At 50.0% G+C, this 17,958-nt stretch carries 12 protein-coding genes; 3 read left to right on the top strand and 9 right to left on the bottom strand.

From position 1 onward, the window contains the following. Nucleotides 1-91: 91 nt before the first annotated feature. From E5358_RS04520 to E5358_RS04495, 6 genes are all read right to left on the bottom strand, one after another. The gene (locus E5358_RS04520; RefSeq protein ID WP_135939095.1) at nt 92-709 is read right to left on the bottom strand and encodes a hypothetical protein; all 618 of its coding nucleotides are present in this window, start codon (nt 707-709) and stop codon (nt 92-94) included. Between the two features lie 174 nt (nt 710-883). Then, nucleotides 884-1,822, bottom strand: coding sequence for a PDDEXK nuclease domain-containing protein (locus tag E5358_RS04515; protein ID WP_135939094.1), 939 nt, complete (start codon nt 1,820-1,822; stop codon nt 884-886). Nucleotides 1,823-1,904: 82 nt separating this feature from the next. Continuing rightward, nucleotides 1,905-3,359, bottom strand: a complete 1,455-nt coding sequence (gene rpoN, locus E5358_RS04510; protein ID WP_135939093.1) for an RNA polymerase factor sigma-54 — start codon at nt 3,357-3,359, stop codon at nt 1,905-1,907. A 116-nt stretch (nt 3,360-3,475) separates the two neighbouring features. Continuing rightward, complete coding sequence (locus E5358_RS04505) at nt 3,476-4,132, bottom strand: hypothetical protein (protein WP_135939092.1); 657 nt, start codon at nt 4,130-4,132, stop codon at nt 3,476-3,478. Between the two features lie 76 nt (nt 4,133-4,208). Further along, nucleotides 4,209-4,628, bottom strand: a complete 420-nt coding sequence (locus E5358_RS04500; RefSeq protein ID WP_135939091.1) for a SufE family protein — start codon at nt 4,626-4,628, stop codon at nt 4,209-4,211. Nucleotides 4,629-4,745: 117 nt separating this feature from the next. Then, nucleotides 4,746-6,005: a peptidase U32 family protein gene (locus E5358_RS04495; RefSeq protein ID WP_479682766.1), complete on the bottom strand. Its 1,260-nt coding sequence runs from the start codon at nt 6,003-6,005 to the stop codon at nt 4,746-4,748. A 457-nt stretch (nt 6,006-6,462) separates the two neighbouring features. Between E5358_RS04495 and E5358_RS04490 the strand changes: the two genes are divergently transcribed. Both E5358_RS04490 and E5358_RS04485 read left to right on the top strand, forming a co-directional pair. Beyond that, entirely contained in the window at nt 6,463-7,347 is an 885-nt protein-coding gene (locus E5358_RS04490) for a DUF5131 family protein (RefSeq protein ID WP_135939089.1), read from the top strand. Nucleotides 7,348-7,661: 314 nt separating this feature from the next. Next, nucleotides 7,662-12,542, top strand: coding sequence for a RecQ family ATP-dependent DNA helicase (locus E5358_RS04485; RefSeq protein ID WP_135939088.1), 4,881 nt, complete (start codon nt 7,662-7,664; stop codon nt 12,540-12,542). 104 nt (nt 12,543-12,646) lie between these two features. Here the strand turns inward: E5358_RS04485 and E5358_RS04480 are convergent, their stop codons facing one another. The 3 genes from E5358_RS04480 to E5358_RS04470 all read right to left on the bottom strand — a co-directional run bounded on the left by E5358_RS04480 (nt 12,647) and on the right by E5358_RS04470 (nt 16,137). Beyond that, on the bottom strand, nt 12,647-13,426 hold the full coding sequence (locus tag E5358_RS04480) for a DUF3108 domain-containing protein (RefSeq protein WP_135939087.1): 780 nt from the start codon (nt 13,424-13,426) through the stop codon (nt 12,647-12,649). Then, the gene (locus tag E5358_RS04475) at nt 13,423-14,487 is read right to left on the bottom strand and encodes a C1 family peptidase (protein ID WP_135939086.1); all 1,065 of its coding nucleotides are present in this window, start codon (nt 14,485-14,487) and stop codon (nt 13,423-13,425) included. The genes E5358_RS04480 and E5358_RS04475 overlap by 4 nt, the downstream gene beginning before the upstream one ends. Before the next feature lie 144 nt (nt 14,488-14,631). Further along, on the bottom strand, nt 14,632-16,137 hold the full coding sequence (locus E5358_RS04470; RefSeq protein WP_135939085.1) for a butyryl-CoA:acetate CoA transferase: 1,506 nt from the start codon (nt 16,135-16,137) through the stop codon (nt 14,632-14,634). A 211-nt stretch (nt 16,138-16,348) separates the two neighbouring features. On the opposite strand from E5358_RS04470, the gene cysS reads away from it, so the two are divergent. Then, entirely contained in the window at nt 16,349-17,836 is a 1,488-nt protein-coding gene (gene cysS / locus E5358_RS04465) for a cysteine--tRNA ligase (protein WP_135939084.1), read from the top strand. The last annotated feature ends 122 nt before the right edge of the window (nt 17,837-17,958 follow it).

The raw sequence follows: 17,958 nt of genomic DNA, 5'->3' as shown, positions 1-17,958 counted from the left end.
AATAATATAATAAACCTTTTGGAAAATACGCTGTATTTTTTGTATTTTAGCGAATAATTAACGAATATAAATTAGTTTGAACAAGTTCATTTTATATTATAAGAACCACAAAGAATGTTGTGGTAAAGCCCACGAGAAAGCCTGTGCATATCTCGGAGAGGGTGTGCAGACGGAGCAGCATTCGTGCTGTTCCGAGCAGTCCGGCGATGATTATCAGCACGGAGAGCCACCATATTGCGTTGAATCCGAATATGAAGGAGAATGCCGCCACGCCACCTGTCATGCCGCCTATTGCCGCCATGTGTGTGGAAACTTTCAGCCAGTTGTTGAACATAGCGCAGACAACCTGCACGAAGAGTGCCGCCACGATGATGGCAGACATGAAGTGCGGGAAATGCATCCACCGCATTATGTGGTAGCAGGCGAGATAGGAGAGTATGGAGATGATGTAGGGTATCATGCGCTTCTCCCGCTTTCCGAGGTGGTAGAGTGACCATCCGTGGTACTTGCGGTAGGAGTGTATGAGCACCGTCGGCAGCAGTATGGTGAAGAAATATGTTGTTATGATGACATACAGCTTATACTGCCACGGCAGGAGGCTGAGGTAGCTGAATGCGAACAGTGCTATCATTCCCACGATAGGAAGATAGAACGGTGTGAAAAGCAGTGACAGCATGCGTGCCACGGGTATTAGTTTCTTCTCTGTCATCTTGCTCTTTTTGGCGTGTGTGATGTATTGATGTTGCGTTTTGTTTCTTTATTCGTCGCGGTTGTAATCAGAGTTTTCCGCCTTTTTCCGGCAATTATTGCTTGTCCTCATCTGCTCCTTGACGAGTTCAACCTCCTTGGTAAGTTGCTCTGCGGTAGGCAGATAAAGGCGGTATTAGCTTGCAAGTATGGTCCTGTTGTCTTCCGGAAGGGTCATCTTCACTGCCGTATCGTTCTTTGCGGAACAGAGCAGTATGCCTATTGTCGGGTTTTCCTCAGGCAGTTTCTCTTTGCGGTCAAAGTAGTTGACGTACATTTGCAGTTGCCCGATGTCCTGGTGCGTGAGCTTTCCTGTCTTTATTTCAATGACGACAAAGCAGCGGAGGATTCTGTTATAGAGCACCAAATCGGCGAAGAACTCATCGTCTTCCAGCAACAAACGCTTTTGTCGAGCAACGAAAGTGAAGCCGTTTCCCATTTCGAGAAGGAACTGTTGGAGGTGGGTTATGATAGCGTTTTCCATGTCGCTCTCGTAATATTCCGCCTTGCGTTCCAGCCCGAGGAACTCCAGAATCATAGGATCTTTGATTATTTCTTGCGGCGTTTGTGGCACACGCTTTTTCCTTGCGACAGCCAGCACAGCTTCCTTGTCGTTGCTGAGCAGCAGGCGTTCATAGAGTTGTGAATGGATTTGGCGTTCCATTTCGCGTGCTGTCCATCCATTGTTGACTGCTTCAAGTTCATAATACTCCCGTTTGTCAGGGTCGTCCATTTGTATGAGCAGGCGATATTGTGTCCAGTTTAATTGCGAACGCACTGCGTTCACAATTGGGTAAAGCCTGTAGAATTGGCGGCAAAAGGCAAGTTGCCTATAAGAAAATCCGCTTCCATATTCCGGTTCAAGGCTCTTGGCAAGGTTTTTAATCAAGTAAGTGCCATAGTCGGCGCGCTCTTTCCCTTGCTGCTCCTCTTCAAAGATGCGCTGCCCGATATGCCAATACATCTGTACTCGGCAGTAGTCCACGCTCCGTACGGCATTATGGCGTGCGGAATTGATGATGTTTCTTATGTCTGTAAGGAATATTGGTTTTACAGGCAGTGCTTCTTTTCCCATGTTATAGATTATATGTAGAACTTTACTTGCTCCTATTATAATATGTATGCGTTTGCGACATAAAGTGAGAGGTATGAAAGCCTTATTTCCTCAGTCTTGCAGAAGGGATGCCCAGCTGTTCGCGGTACTTCGCTATCGTGCGGCGGGCGATAGGGTAGCCTTTCTCGGTCATGAGGGCGACAAGTTTCTCGTCGGAGAGAGGGCGTTTCTTGTCCTCGTTGTCAATGATTTCTTTCAGAGCCGCCTTGATTACCTTTGTCGCAGTCACTTCTCCGTCCTTTGTCTCGTAGCCTTCGGAGAAGAAATGCCTGAGGGGGAATGTGCCCCACGGTGTCTGCACGTATTTCTCACGGCTCACTCTTGAGATTGTGGAAATGTCAAGTCCTGTGCGTTCAGCCACGTTCTTCAGCACCATGGGTCGCAGGTCGTTCTCGTCTCCGCTAAGGAAATACGGGCGTTGCATCTTGATTATGGTCTCCATGGTGAGGACAAGGGTGCTGTTGCGTTGCCGCAGAGCCTCGATATACTGCCGTGCGCTCTCGACGTTGTTGCGTGTGAAGTCGTAAGCCTCCTTTTCCTCGCGCGTCATCTGTGTGCCACTCATCTCGTTCAGGAGTTCTTCGTCCTCCTTTACCACATGGAGTTGCGGCACGCGACCGTTGTTCAGCTCGAAAGAAATGTCACCTTCATAATCCACATGGACAATGAAATCCGGCGTAATCTGCTGCAAGGAACGCCCCTGAACCTCACCGAGAGCCGCGCCGGGCTTGGGGTTCAGCCGGTGGCGTATCTCACGCCTGATGTCCTCAGCCTGCTGTTCCGAAAGGCGGAGAGCCTTGGCTATGCGTTCCCAACGGTTGTTGCTGAAATCGTCATAGCATTCGTTGATGATGCGGTACATGAGCATTGTCTGCGGCGTTGCCGTCATTCTCTCCACCTGAACAAGGAGGCATTCCTTCAGGTTCCTTGTGCCTATGCCGGCGGGGTCAAACTCCTGAAGGCGTAGAAGGACAGCCTCTATCTCGTCAGGCTCCACGAACAGGTTCTCATATATGGCAAGCTCGTCGGCGATAGTCTGCAAATCCTTGCGCAGCAGTCCGTCGTCGTCGAGAGAACAGATGAGATATTCCATAATCCGGTGCTCTTCATCGGTAAGTTCCTCGAGGTTCATCTGCTCATTGAGGGTGTCGATGAACGACACCGTGTTCCCATCCTCCACCGTCCTTTCCTCACCATTGCCGCCATAAGGCAGCCTGTCGTCCTTGCCCATAAGGTCAAGAGCGTCGTTCAAGGCGTCCTCCCTCCGTTCCTCCTCGTCACTCTTTCCCGGTGTCTCGGAAGGCAGGTCCGCCGCCTCGCGGTCATCATAGTCCGGTTCGAGGGAAGGATTTGTGTCCAGTTCCCGCAGCACATTGTCCTCCAGTTGTGCAAGAGGCATCTCCAGCATCTTCACCACAAGCACTTGCTGTGCTGACAGATGCTGTTGCAGAAGCTGCCGTTGCTCCTGTTTCTGTATGTTGGAAAGGCTTTGTTTCATAGTGGTTGTTGGTTTGGGTTAGAGGTTGTTGCGGTTGTCATGATGCGGCATTACTTCATGATGAATCATGATGCAACATGATAAATCATGATGCAAAAAAACTTTAAGCCTCCCATTCACTTCCAGTAGCACTCCAGCTGCCGTGCCATGTTTGACAGTACGGTGGGGTCGTCATAAGCATATTTCTCCCAAATCTTCCTGCATGGCTCAAGCAAAGGGTCGTCGCAATCCTCCGGGTTCTGTACAAACGGGTCGCAACGGAGGTAGATTCCGAGGATATAGGCAACGTCCTCGGCGCGTATGTCAAGGAGTTTTGCCAGTTCTTTCACGTCAGGTGTCTCCGCAACCATTGTCGTCGGGATAAGCCGGAAGTAGAGGTCAAGAATCATGATGAGCATAACCGGAGTAATCAGCGGTCGTCCTGTGAGCTGCGCCGTGGGAGCGTTGACAGGGCGGAAATCCAGTTCGAAGGTCTCGTTCACCTTCACATCGTCATAGAATTCGCCGGCGTTTCCCATACCGTTCAGTGCGCGCAGCTTCCGGCAAGTCAGCGAAAGCCGTTTCGGGTTCCTGCCGACGGTCTCCATGAGCCTTTCCAGTGATGGTGGCAACTGCTGCCGCAGGGCGAACATCTTCTGGTAGATGACCTGCGGCGGTATGTGCAGTTCGAGAGCCAGTCGTACGGTGTCGCGCGAGTACATAGGCTTTATGCCTTCCGGTTTCTTCCGGTAAAGCTGTATCACGAGAGGCCAAAGTTCGTCTGTCCAAGTCATTTTCTGTGGGTTATGGGTTGTTTGTTTTTCTGACAAGTTGTCAAATAGTCAAGTTGCCAATTTCCCGAACTGCCTGTTATCCCTGCTGTGACAGGGCGAGTGCATACATTCGGATTTTCCTCACCATGGCGAGGAGACCGTTGGAGCGTGTAGGCGACAGATGGTCCTTAAGTCCTATGCGCTCGATGAAGTAAAGGTCGGCATCGAGTATCTCCTGCGGTGTGTGGTCGTTAAGGACACGGATGAGAAGGGCGATGATTCCCTTCACGATGAGTGCGTCGCTCTCCGCCTGAAGGTGGAGAAGTCCGTCGCGCATGTCCGCCTGCAGCCACACACGGCTCTGGCATCCGTCGATGAGATTGTCGTCGGTCTTGTACTTGTCGTCCAACGGTTCCTGCTCGTTGCCGAGGTCGATGAGCAGCTGGTATTTGTCCATCCAGTCGTCAAAGTCCTGGAATTCCTCGATTACTTCGTCTTGTATTTCGTTGATTGTCATGGTAGTTGGTGTTTTTTTTGTTGGGTCAGTAATGAAAATTTTGTCAATACTGACAGTATTGTCAGAGCTGTCATTGCTGACTGTACTGTCACAACTGACAAAATTGATGATGAAGATTCAGTGCTTTTTCAGCACAAAGAGCTTGTCGCTCGGGCGCACTTTCTCAGGCACGGGGATGCTCACGCGCTGACCTTTCTCCGCCTTTTCTACCGGTTGGAGGTCAAACCTTATCTCCTCACACTCGAAGCGCACGGCTCCCGTTGTGGGACCTGTGACGAGGAGAGTGTCACCGACGGCGATTTCCTGCGCCTCGACTTGGAACTCCGCCACACCGATTTTTGAGAAGTATTTTATGGTCTTCGCACTGTAGACCTTCCTCTCCGTAGCCTTGGAACCATAGGAATCGTTCCACTCGCCGAGGGTCTGTCCCTGATAGTAGCCGTCCCAAAAGCCACGGTTGAAGACACGCGCAAGACGCTCGTCCCACTCGTCTTTCCTTGCTTCGGAGAACTCCTTTGGGCAGTCTGTGCCGGCATTACGTTGGTCGGAGAGCACGGCATTTATCGCCTCGTTGTAGCATCGCACGACATTGTCCACATATTCCGGTCCGCGCGCCCTGCCCTCAATCTTGAACACCCGCACTCCGGCGTCCATCATACGGTCGATGAAACGGATGGTTTTGAGGTCTTTCGGCGACATGATGTACTTGTTGTCAATCTCCAGTTCGTTGCCCGTCTCGATGTCCGTCACACGGTAGCCGCGCCGGCAAATCTGCACACACTCGCCACGGTTGGCGGAGCGGTTGGCATTCTGCAGTGAGAGATAGCATTTTCCGGAGATAGCCATGCACAGCGCACCGTGGCAGAACATCTCGATGCGAAGCAAGTTTCCCGACGGGCCGCAGACATTCTGCTCCACAATCTGACGGTGGATTTCCGCCACCTGCTCCATGTTCAGCTCGCGCGCAAGCACGACAACATCGGCAAACTGCGCGTAGAATTTCGCCGCCTCGATGTTGGAAATGTTCAGCTGTGTGGACAGGTGCACCTCCTGTCCTATGGAGCGCGCGTAGGTCATGACAGCCACGTCGCTGGCGATGACGGCAGAAATCTTTGCCGCCTTTGCCGCATCGACTATGCGGTGCATGGTCTCGATGTCCTCGCCATAGATGACTGTGTTCACCGTAAGGTAGGATTTCAGCCCGTGCTCGTGGCAGGTCGCCGCGATTTCGTGCAGGTCGTCGATGGAAAAAGTCGACGCTGAATGCGCGCGCATGTTAAGTTGCCCTATGCCGAAATACACCGATTGTGCTCCGGCGTTTATGGCAGCGGCGAGGGACTCGCGCGAGCCTACGGGTGCCATTATCTCATATTTCATTCTGTTTTCGTTCATAATGCAAAGATACTATTTTTAATTGGAAATTAAAAAGAATAGTCTTGAAAAAATCATCCCCGGCACGTTTTTTTGCCTGTGCCTATGGCATGAAAAACCAAAGGTAACCTTTCATGGTGCGAATGGTTACCTTTTGCATGGTAAAAGGCAACACTTTACACTGCAAAACGTTACCTTTTGTCATGTGTTCTGTAATGTATTGTGTGCCAATGCTTTACCTGCGGTTTTTGTGCGGTGGCGTTTCTTTGGCGGAGAGTTCGGCTTCCTTTGTGCCGGACTTTATGGGAGAAACACACATTTCTCTTTATAAAAGCCTTGTTTTCACGGATTTTTAGTAAATTTGCAGGCAGAAAAGAACAAGTATTGGTACAAACACAACAATGTAAAGTGATTTGCACGTAGTTGCTTACCGTAAATTAATTCTCTACAGTCATTTACAAAGATGCGGGACATTTGGAATCCATGGCACGGCTGCATAAGGAAGAGCGAGGGCTGTGCGCATTGCTACATGTATGCCATTGACGGCTATCGCGGGCATGACGGCAGCGAGATTTATCGCACGAAGCAAGGCTTCGGCTACCCTGTCCAAAGGGACAGGAATGGGGCTTACAAGGTACGGAGCGGTGAGATGCTGCGTGTCTGCATGACCTCCGACTTCTTCCTGGAAGAGGCTGACGCGTGGCGTGGGGACGCATGGAGCATCATCCGCCAGCGCCCGGACGTGGTGTTCTTCCTTCTTACAAAACGCCCGGAGCGTGTGGCCGGCTGCCTGCCGCATGATTGGGGTGAGGGGTGGGAGAATGTTTTCTTCAACGTCACTTGCGAGAATCAGTTCCGCGCCGATGAGCGGATACCTATCCTCCACCGCCTGCCGTTCAAGCATAAGGGCATCATGTGCGCCCCGCTGATAGGCAGGATTGACATAGCGGACTATCTGCATGAAGGGCAGATAGAGCAAGTGCTGTGCGGCGGCGAGAACTACGAGGGCTCGCGCCCCTGCCATTATGAGTGGGTGGAACTGCTTAGCCGCCACTGCCGCAAGGCAAATGTCTCTTTTGTCTTCTGTGGCACAGGAAGCCGTTTTGTCAAGGACGGCAAGACTTACAGCATCCCTCGTGGCAGGCAGTCGGAGCAAGCCTTCCGCTCCGGCCTGTCGTTCGAGGGCAAGCCCTTGCGCTTTGACCTGCGCGACCCTTTGGGCTTTGCCATTCCGCAGCAGGACAGCCATAGCCCGCAATTCGGGAATCCCCGTTGCATCACCTGCGGGATGCACCTTGTCTGTGACGGATGTTCCGGCTGCGGACGCTGCAAGGCAGATGAATTGTAATAAAAGGTGACAGGAAAATGGCTGTGTCTGATTTCCGGGACTTTTGCCTGTCGTTGCCGGAAGGCGGAAGAGAGAATGCCTTTCCGAAACTTTGCTGCAGCATTTTTCTGCAAAGTAGTTCCTTTGTTTTATAGTTCAAGGTTAATGCAGTTTCAAAAGGATAACAGGACTCCTGCATGCCGTTATTTAATGACGAAAGTTACATTTTTTTCTGCATAAATTATTTGTCTCCAAATATTTTTAGTAAATTTGCAAGCAAAAGAAGACTATATATAATCTTATAAGGACAAACTAATTAATAATCTGAATATACTATGTCATTGTGGAGCAGACTCATAGGAGGCAGGAAAGCTGAAGATACGGAGAATTTCTTCAGCGACAATGCTGTATGTGTACAGCCCAATCCGGAAAATTATGCCATAATAGATATAGAAGTCGGCATAAAAGACCATAAAATCCATGACATAGGGGCACTGCGACATGACGGTGCGACATTTCATAGGGCTTCAAAAAGCGAATTGCTTGAATTCTTGAGGGATACGGATTACCTTTGTGGACATAACATCATACACCATGATGCCAAATACTTGTTTGGAGAAGGCAAGTGCGGATGGACATTGGTCGATACGCTCTACATCTCGCCATTGCTGTTTCCGGAACGCCCTTATCACAGGCTTGTCAAAGACGACAAACTGTTGGCGGAGCAGATGAACAATCCCGTCAACGACTGTGAGAAAGCGGAAATCCTTCTGCATGATGAGATTGCCCACTGGCATGCGTTGCCGGAGGAGAAGCGCATATTGTTCGCGTCACTGCTGAAGGGAAAGAAAGAGTTTGATGGTTTCCTGAGCATAGTCGGGGCGGAAGATGCTGGTGAAAGTCTCCCAGAACTCATAAAGCGACTGTATGCCGGAAAGATATGCCGGAATGCCGACATTGAATCCCTCGTAAAGGAGCATCCTTGCGGATTGGCTTATGCCTTGGCACTTGTCGACACGACGGACAGCCATTCTGTGACTCCGGGCTGGGTAATCCATAATTATCCGGAGGTGGAGTTTATCGTCAAAACCCTGCGTAACACGCATTGCAAGGAAGGCTGTGACTACTGTTCCACACAAATGGATATGCAGCACAACCTGAAAGTGTTTTTCGGCTATGACAAGTTCCGCGCCTATGAGGGTGAACCCTTGCAGGAAAGGGCAGCCAAGGCTGCTGTGGAGGGCAAGTCGTTGTTGGCTATATTCCCTACCGGCGGAGGCAAGTCGCTTACATTTCAGCTTCCGGCACTTATGGCAGGACATGCTGTCCATGGACTCACCATTGTCATTTCACCTTTGCAGTCCCTCATGAAAGACCAAGTCGACAACCTTGCCGACAGAGGCATTACGGACGCCGTGACGATTAACGGCATGTTGGACCCTATCACAAGGGCAAACGCCATACAAAGGGTGCAGGAAGGGGATGCTTCCCTGTTGTACATCTCTCCTGAAATGCTCCGCTCAAAAACCATTGAGCGGATTCTCATGATGCGTCATGTCGTAAGGTTTGTCATTGACGAAGCCCATTGTTTCTCTTCATGGGGACAGGATTTCAGGGTCGACTATTTGTATATAGGCACGTTCATAAAGGAATATCAGCAGAAAAAGCATTGCAAAGAGCCAATTCCGGTTTCTTGTTTTACGGCTACGGCGAAGCAAAAGGTCATACAAGACATTTGTGACTATTTCAAACAGACTCTGAATCTTGACTTGCAACTTTTCGCGTCCACCGCTTCAAGGACAAATCTTCAGTATTCTGTTATCCACGCCGACAATGATAATGACAAGTACCTCAAGTTGAGGGAGCTTGTGGCAAGCTCTGATTGCCCGACAATCGTTTATGTCTCACGTACGAAACGCACAAAAGACCTGGCTGCCAAATTGACCCGTGACGGTTACAAAGCATTGCCGTTCAATGGACAGATGGAGGCTGACAAGAAAATTGCCAATCAAGATGCTTTCATGACCGATAAGGTGCGGATTATTGTTGCGACATCTGCATTCGGCATGGGAGTGGACAAGAAGGATGTCGGTCTTGTCATCCATTACGACATTTCCGACTCTTTGGAGAATTATGTCCAGGAGGCCGGCAGGGCTGGGCGTGACCCAAGCCTTGACGCACGCTGCTATGTGCTTTACGGTGACAATGACTTGGACAAGCATTTCATACTCCTTAACCAAACGAAATTAAGCATCAGTGAAATACAGCAAGTATGGAAGGCTGTGAAAGTCCTTACCAAGCAACGCATGAATGTCAGTTGCTCGGCGCTTGAGATTGCACGTCAGGCAGGTTGGGATGATTCCGTTTCCGACATTGAGACGCGTGTCCGCACAGCATTGGCAGCACTGGAGCGAAGCGGATATTTGGTGAGAGGAAACAATGTGCCACATGTCTATGCCACAGGAATCACGGTGAAGAACATGGACGAAGCACGCAAGAGGATTTCGGAGTCACGGCTCTTTGACAGTGAGGAGATTGAGAAATCCGTCAGAATAATAAAGTCGCTGATTACACAAAAGCATATTGCCAAAGCCCAAGATTCGGAAGCCGAGTCGCGCATAGATTATCTTGCGGACATCCTCGGGCTAAGCAAAAGGGATGTAATCTCCGTTGTGGAGAGGATGAGGCTGGAGGGGATACTTGCCGACAGCAAGGACATATCAGCCTATCTGCTGGATGCCGGAGATACAGAACGAAAGTCACGGATGCTCCTTGAACGCTTTGCAAGGCTTGAACAATACATACTTGGCAGCATTCCTGACGAGTCATTGCGCATCTCATGTAAGCAACTGAATGACAATGCCGTGAATGCCGGCATAGGCACATCCAAAGAGAAAGATATCCGTACATTGCTCTATTTCCTTACAATCAAAGGCTATACACGCAAAAAGGAGGATGCTGCAAACAATATGGAGATACTACGCCTTGCCAATTCCGAAGCAACGATAAAGCGGTTTGAAAAGCGTTTGGAGATAAGCCGGTTTGCAATAGAATGGCTGTATGGCATTGCCTTGGAGAGGGAAAAGGGCGGTTCGGAAAACAAGTCCGTGCAATTTTCTGTCATAGAGCTTCTTGACAATATAAAGGAACATTCCTTGTCACTTTTTAATAGTTCTGACGAAATCCACCTTAAAGACGTTGAAGAGGCTCTCCTCTATTTGTCAAAAATCGGTGCTCTGAAACTGGACGGCGGTTTCCTTGTCCTTTACAATGCCATGAACATCAAAAGGATAAAAGACAACAAAGCCCGCTACAAGTTGGATGATTATAGGATGCTCAACGAGTTCTATAAACAGAAAATCCAACAAATACATATTGTCGGCGAATATGCGAACCTGATGGTAAGGGACTACGATGCTGCATTGCAGTATGTCAAGGACTATTTCCAGATGGATTACAGGAAATTCGTCTCAAAATACTTCAAAGGGGAAAGAGTAAGCGAGATACAGCGTAACCTGACACCGCAGAAATATGACCAGCTGTTCGGGCAGTTGTCCAAATGTCAAATGGAGATTATTTCTGACAAAGATTCACGGTGTATCGTTGTAGCGGCAGGTCCCGGAAGTGGGAAAACACGTGTGCTTGTCCATAAACTTGCCTCCCTGCTGCTTTTGGAGGATGTGAAGCATGAGCAACTCCTCATGCTGACATTTTCAAGGGCTGCCGCAACAGAATTCAAGCAGAGACTTATTGGATTGATAGGCAACGCCGCCCATTTTGTCGAGATAAAGACATTCCATTCCTATTGCTTTGACCTCTTAGGACGCATCGGCAATCTTGATGATGCAAAAGATGTGGTTGCGAAGGCTGCTGAGATGATTGCCCAGGGCGAAGTGGAGCCGAACAAAATTGGCAAGTCAGTGCTTGTCATTGATGAGGCTCAGGACATGAGTGTCGGGGAATATTCCTTGGTGAAAGCTTTGATGGACAACAACGAGGAAATGCGTGTCATAGCTGTCGGAGATGATGACCAGAACATTTATGAGTTCCGTGGTTCTGCATCTGAATATATGTACTGCCTGACCAAAGAGGACGGAAGCAGATTCATTGAGATGACAGAGAACTACCGCTGTGCCTTGAAGCCTGTGGACTTTGCCAACTGTTTCCTGAAATCAATAAAGAGAAGGATAAAAAACTCTCCCATTGTCTCTATGAGAAAGGAAGAAGGATGGGTGGAAGTCACATGTCATGACTCTATGTTCATGTATCAGCCACTTGCAGAAAATCTACTGAGTCATAGAACCAATGGAACCGCCTGTGTGCTCACTCAGACGAATGAAGAAGCTGTGATTGTGACTGCACTTCTACGGAAATATGGTGTGAACAGCAAACTGATACAGTCCATGGACGGCTTGCGTTTCGTGAATATGGCAGAGGTAAGGTATTTCCTGAAATTCATAGGGAAGCGGATAAAGACACCACTGATTACGGAAGAATTGTGGGAGGATGCCAAGAATGCAACCTTTAATGCTTATGGAAGAAGTACAAGTCTTGCATTATTAAGGAATTGCTTGGAGCAGTTTGAACAAACCAATAAGGCAAAGTATTTCACTGATTTCAAGGAATTTGTCTTTGAATCTGATGTGGAAGACTTTTGTGACATATCAGGTGCAGATGTCGTGGTGTCGACAATACATAAGTCAAAAGGCAGGGAGTTCGATGACGTATATATGCTTGTCTCTGACAGATATTCAAAAGATGACAGTCTTATGCGAAGATATTATGTAGGAATGACGCGTGCAAAGAATAGGCTTTTCATACACACCAATGGCAATTTCTTCAATCATCTGCAGACAGACAAATATATAATTGACCAACAACAATATGGCATGCCTGATGAAGTTATTCTGCAATTATCCCATAAAGATGTTTTCCTCGGCTTCTTCAAAGTCAGGAAAAAGGAGGTTTTGGCGTTGAGAGGAGGGGATGCTTTGGTCTACAAGGATTTCATGTTAGCCAGTGCCTCAACAGGAGAATATGTTGCAAAACTCTCACAAAAGATGCAGAACACGGTTTTGGAATGGGAGCGCAAAGGCTATAAAGTGGAGTCTGCCTCTGTGCGGTTCGTTGTGGCTTGGAAACCTAAAGATGCAGGAAAAGATGAGCCGGAGACAGCAGTCCTTTTGTCAGACTTGAAATTGTCACGTGGCAGATGATGTGTTATGGAGGGTTTATTGATATTATATTGTCAGTTTCTTCGTGGTATACCGTGAAGGGTTTGTATGAACATCACTTTGGCTTTGTTGCCGGATAGGAGTTGTCACAGCTTTGCCGTCACAGGGTTCTTGACGCCCTTCATGGTTTTGAGGAAAGCCTTGGCACTGCCGAAATTGAGGTGGAGGTCAAGGCGTATGGGGACATGGTTCTTGTCGTCGGTGACGAAGAAGCGGACAATCTCCTTCTCTTTCTTGCCTTCTGGCTCGATGTAGGCGAGTTGGAGGCAGTTGTATTTGTTGCCGTCATCCGCCTTGACGGTCTTGTTTCCGAGGTACTTTATCTTGGCGTTCTTCACCCCGCCGCCGTCAGCGATGGGGAAGACGATGGTGTATCCTTTCTTCCAGCCGTTGGTGTTGTAGTTGCGCGCTTTGAGGAAGATGGCGAGCATGTCGTAGACAGGCTTCTGGAAGCGGCGCTCCTGCTGCAGGCGTTCTCCGCGCGAGGTCAGTTCCTTCATGATTACATGCACGCCGTTGTCGTAGTTGTAGAATAGTTCGTCAACATAGTACCTCTTGCCCTCGCTTGCCCCTTTGCGGTAGTAGAGCGGCAGGCATTCGGGTGTGGTGTAGCAGAGGAGTGTGTCGCGCATACGGAAATAGCGGTCAATCTTCTGGCTGCTGCGTGTCGTTAGGGCGCATCGGAACGCCTTTTTCCCTTTGTATTCGCGTTCTTGGATTGTCATTGTTGCCGTTCCGGCGGTGAGCCATACGAACTGCCAGTTGAAGTACATCTTGTACTCCAAGGTCTCTCCTCCCTGGAATGCTTGTGCATTGCCGAACAATGAGTGGAGGAAGGTGATGATTATGAGAACTGATTTTTTCATTTCCGTAGCATTATCATTATGGTGCATAGTGCGAATTGGCGTTCTGTCATGACGGCAAAGCCCTTGTTGCCGAAGTCTTCTCCCCATGAGTTCTTGAGGATGAACAGCCGTTGTCCGTCCTTTGTGTGTCCCATGCCGACGATAGCCATGGCATGGTCGTCCGTAAGGCGGTGGCTTTCAAACAGTCGCTGGCGTTTCTTTTGCAATGAGGCGGTGTCGTTTGGAGTGACATTCCATGAGCCTTTCTTGTTTTCTGCGAAGCTTTTCCTCTTGTCTTTCCCGTCGTCCATGAATGCCATGCACCCTTCCCATGCCACGGGATGCCCGTTCTTCAGGCTTTCGGCGGTCATGGCAAGCAGTTCGCCTATTGGCACGTTCATGGCTTCATGCCCCTGTCTGTTGTCGGGAACCTCTACGGCGAAAGGGCGGTGGAAGGGGTGGTGGGTGAATGATGTGTAAGCCATCCAATCGCCGGGAAGGCAGAGGCTGCGGGCGAACTCCGGCGGAGTGTACTCCATTCCGAACATGAAGACATTGCGCGGAGTAGGGCCGAGGGAGTCGTCAAGAGAGCCTCCGACGGTTTCTTGAAGGCTTTCCAGTCCTCTGTTATTGTTGGAGAACATCCTTGCCATGCGGTCAATGCGACGCGCTTCGGCACGTGATGCGACACCGGAATTGCCATGGTACGCGTCCCATGCCACTATGCCGTAGGTATCAAGCAGGCGCATCGCTTCGGGGAGTGTGCCCCTCAATGAGATTTCCGTCCCTTTGAGGTAAGTTGTTGTCGCCTGTTCTTCAAGGCTTTTCCTTGCCAGCCACAATGGAGAAAGGTTCACGGAGTCCCCTTGTGCAAGGCGGTCGGTCTCGATTGTGGCAAGCATGGCGTAAATCCAGCATAAGTCTGTGGTACCCTGATCCTTTACCGGTGTGGTGGGAAGGATGATGTCTTTCTTGAAGGCGATGGAGCTTTTGGTATTGTCATCCCTATGCGAAGAGCACTCGCTCCTGCCGCAGGAGGCAAGAACGAGTGCTGACAATATGTAGAGACATATTCTTTTCATCGGGTCAGGTTGTGGGGATTGGTCAGTAATGTCAGTATTGAAGTTGTGTCAGTACTGACGGTGTTTTGTCAATATTGTCAGTTATGTCATTATTGAACTATTGTCTGTACTGCCAATACTGATAAAGAAAGCCTCCTAAAAACCTTATTTCATGTACTCAGAGAAGTCTGTGAGGTGCATGTCGCCCTTACGCTGCAGAGTGTCGTGCATAGCGAATGCAGCAGGGAGATTGTGGTGAGTCTGTCCGCCACAAGCAATCTTCAGGTATTCGCGGAGCAACGGGCGGTAGTCCGGATGAGCACAGTTCTCGATGATTTCGTGAGCGCGCTGCATAGGCGACTTTCCACGAAGGTCAGCCACACCCTGCTCTGTCACGATGACATTGACATCATGCTCCGTGTGGTCGAGGTGAGAGCAGAACGGCACAATGGCAGAGATTACGCCACCTTTTGCCGTAGATGCACAAGTGAAGATTGAGATATAAGCGTTGCGCTCGAAGTCGCCTGAGCCGCCGATGCCGTTCATCATCTTTGTTCCCGATATGTGTGTGGAGTTGGCATTGCCGAAAATGTCCACCTCGATGGCTGTGTTTATGGCGATTACTCCCAGTCGGCGGATGACCTCCGGTGAGTTGCTTATCTCTGAAGGACGGAGTACAAGGTGCTGCTTGAGGAAGTCAAGGTTGTCATAAACCTGCTTCAGGCACTCGTTTGTGACAGAAAGAGAGCATGTAGAGGCCTCCTTCACGCGTCCTTCGAGAAGCATTGGGACGATGGCATCCTGCAGCACCTCAGTATAGATGTTGAAATTAGGGACGGCAGGATCCTGTCCGAGAGCGGCGAGAATGGCGTTGGCCGTTGTGCCCACACCTGACTGCAGAGGGAGGAACTCCGGCGGAATGATGCCGCGCTTCATGTCGTTCACAAGGAACTGCGCCACGTTGCGTCCTATCTGTGTCGTCACAGGATCCTCGCCCTTGAAGCCGCGCGCCTCGTCAGGGATGTTGCATTCCACCACGCCGACAATCTTCTTGGCGTCGATTTCGACATAAGTCTTGCCGACACGGTCGGTCACATTCTTTATCATGATAGGCTCGCGGTAAGGCGGATCGAGAGGCTCATAGACATCATGGAGCAGACCTGCCTCCGGATGGTGGAAGGAGTTGAGTTCCAGAATCACCTTGTCGGCAAGGCGTGCCACTGTCGGTGAGATGCCTCCTGCCGAGGTGAGATAAGCCTTGCAAGTGGATTCTCCCTCCTCGATGGCGCAGACCTCGAGGATAGCGATGTCCACTTTGCCCATGAATCCGTAGCGCACCTCCTGTGCCATGTGGCTGAGGTGTATGTCGTTGTAGCGTATCTCACCACAGTTCACACACTTGCGGAATTCGCTGTTTGTGGTGTATGGCGCACGGTAGCCTATCGCTTTGGCAAGGGAGAGCACACCGTCGGTGCTCTGTCCTGTGGAAGCTCCCGTGAAAAGGTTTACCTTGAACTCGCGTCCTGCAGCATGTTCTGCCTCGGCAATGGCAGCAAGCTCTTTCGTGACAGCCTTCGGAGCGCCTGCCGGAGTGAAGCCGGAGAGTCCCAGTGTGTCACCATTCTTGATGATTTGTGCTGCCTCTAAGGCAGTAAGTCTTGTATAAGCCATGTCTTTATAATGATGCGTTATGTTTGAATTTTTGTGCAAAGTTACACATTTTTTTTACAATCTATGAACTTTTTACAGAGAAATTATGTAACTTTGCACTTAATATAATATAAACAGGCTTGACTGTCCCGGTTGCCGTTGGTGTGCGAAAGCATCGCGACGGTCGTGTGACAAGCCGCGTTTAACAGCAAGAAACAACAACTATCATACAATGAACCAGACTCTTCTCATTTACAATACGCTCCACAGGCAGAAGGAACGCTTCGAGCCGCTCCATGCCCCGAATGTGGGAATGTATGTCTGCGGACCTACTGTCTACGGCGATGCGCATCTCGGACATGCACGTCCGGCGATAACTTTCGACATCCTTTTCCGCTACCTGAAGCACCTCGGCTATAAGGTGCGCTATGTCCGCAACATCACGGATGTGGGACATCTCGAGCATGATGCTGACGAGGGCGAGGACAAAATAGCAAAAAAAGCACGCTTAGAGCAGCTTGAACCGATGGAGATTGCACAGTACTACACCCGCCGTTTCAACTCTGCGATGGAGAAACTCAATGTGCTTCCGCCGTCAATCGAGCCACATGCCACGGGGCATATCATTGAGCAGCAGCAGCTTGTGCAGCAGATTCTCGACAACGGATATGCGTATGTCAGCAACGGCTCCGTGTACTTTGACATCGAAAAGTACAACAAGGACTTCAAGTATGGCATACTCTCCGGCCGTTCTCTCGAGAACGTCAAGGACGCAAGCCGTGAGAATCTCGGCGGCGTGGGTGAGAAAAAGAACCAGGCAGACTTCGCCCTTTGGAAGATGGCGCAGCCGGAACACATCATGCGCTGGCCTTCTCCATGGTCTGACGGCTTCCCGGGCTGGCACTGTGAGTGCACCGCAATGGGAAGGAAATATCTCGGTGACGAGTTCGACATACACGGAGGCGGCATGGACCTCGTGTTCCCTCACCATGAGTGTGAGATTGCCCAGGCGCAGGCTTCCATGGGACATCCGGCGGTGAAGTACTGGATGCACAACAACATGATTACCATAAACGGCAAGAAAATGGGAAAGTCGTACAACAATTTCATCACGCTTGACCAGTTCTTCACAGGCAATCACGAACTTCTCTCGCAGCCTTTCGCACCGCTGACGATACGCTTCTTCATCCTCTCCGCACACTATCGCGGCACGGTGGACTTCTCCAACGACGCTCTGATAGCGGCGGAAAAGGGTCTTGAGCGTCTGCAGTCGGGTCTCAAAGACCTTATGCGCATACAGCCAGCAAAGGGTTCTCTGCCTGAGATTCAGAAATTTGTGGAAGAGCTTCCGCAGCGACTCTATGACGCAATGAACGACGATATGCAGACTCCGGAGGTCATTTCGCTCCTCTTCGAGGCATGCCGACAGGTGAACATCCTTGTCGACCGCAAGGCAAAAATCTCTGCCGACGACCTGCAGAAACTCTCAGAGACAATGCACCTGTGGATAGAAGACCTCCTCGGGCTGAAACCTGCCGAGGGCAGTGCCGACCCTACAAAGGAGAAAGCGTTCGGAAAAGCCGTGGACATGGTGCTCGAAATGCGCGCCAAGGCCAAGGCGGAGAAGGACTGGGCGACATCCGACCGCCTTCGCGATGAGCTTCAGGAGGCAGGATTCGTCATCAAGGACACTGCCGACGGCGCAGTTTGGTCGATATAAAAATTGGTCAGTACTGTCAGTTATGTCAATATTGTCAGTACTGACATCACGGACAATACTGACACTACTGTCACCATTGACAAAATTGTCAGAAACCCCAAAACCATAACCCAAAATATAAT

This window comes from Palleniella muris (genome assembly GCF_004792655.1).
GTDB lineage: Bacteria > Bacteroidota > Bacteroidia > Bacteroidales > Bacteroidaceae > Prevotella > Prevotella muris_A.
This window is presented reverse-complemented; position numbering and strand designations above follow the sequence as displayed.

Excerpts from the sequence above, each read along its gene's own strand:
- E5358_RS04520 (WP_135939095.1), bottom strand. The coding sequence starts at position 709 with ATGACAGAGAAGAAACTAATACCCGTGGCACGCATGCTGTCACTGCTT.
- E5358_RS04515 (WP_135939094.1), bottom strand. The coding sequence starts at position 1,822 with ATGGGAAAAGAAGCACTGCCTGTAAAACCAATATTCCTTACAGACATA.
- rpoN (WP_135939093.1), bottom strand. The coding sequence starts at position 3,359 with ATGAAACAAAGCCTTTCCAACATACAGAAACAGGAGCAACGGCAGCTT.
- E5358_RS04505 (WP_135939092.1), bottom strand. The coding sequence starts at position 4,132 with ATGACTTGGACAGACGAACTTTGGCCTCTCGTGATACAGCTTTACCGG.
- E5358_RS04500 (WP_135939091.1), bottom strand. The coding sequence starts at position 4,628 with ATGACAATCAACGAAATACAAGACGAAGTAATCGAGGAATTCCAGGAC.
- E5358_RS04495 (WP_479682766.1), bottom strand. The coding sequence starts at position 6,005 with ATGAAATATGAGATAATGGCACCCGTAGGCTCGCGCGAGTCCCTCGCC.
- E5358_RS04490 (WP_135939089.1), top strand. The coding sequence starts at position 6,463 with ATGCGGGACATTTGGAATCCATGGCACGGCTGCATAAGGAAGAGCGAG.
- E5358_RS04485 (WP_135939088.1), top strand. The coding sequence starts at position 7,662 with ATGTCATTGTGGAGCAGACTCATAGGAGGCAGGAAAGCTGAAGATACG.
- E5358_RS04480 (WP_135939087.1), bottom strand. The coding sequence starts at position 13,426 with ATGAAAAAATCAGTTCTCATAATCATCACCTTCCTCCACTCATTGTTC.
- E5358_RS04475 (WP_135939086.1), bottom strand. The coding sequence starts at position 14,487 with ATGAAAAGAATATGTCTCTACATATTGTCAGCACTCGTTCTTGCCTCC.
- E5358_RS04470 (WP_135939085.1), bottom strand. The coding sequence starts at position 16,137 with ATGGCTTATACAAGACTTACTGCCTTAGAGGCAGCACAAATCATCAAG.
- cysS (WP_135939084.1), top strand. The coding sequence starts at position 16,349 with ATGAACCAGACTCTTCTCATTTACAATACGCTCCACAGGCAGAAGGAA.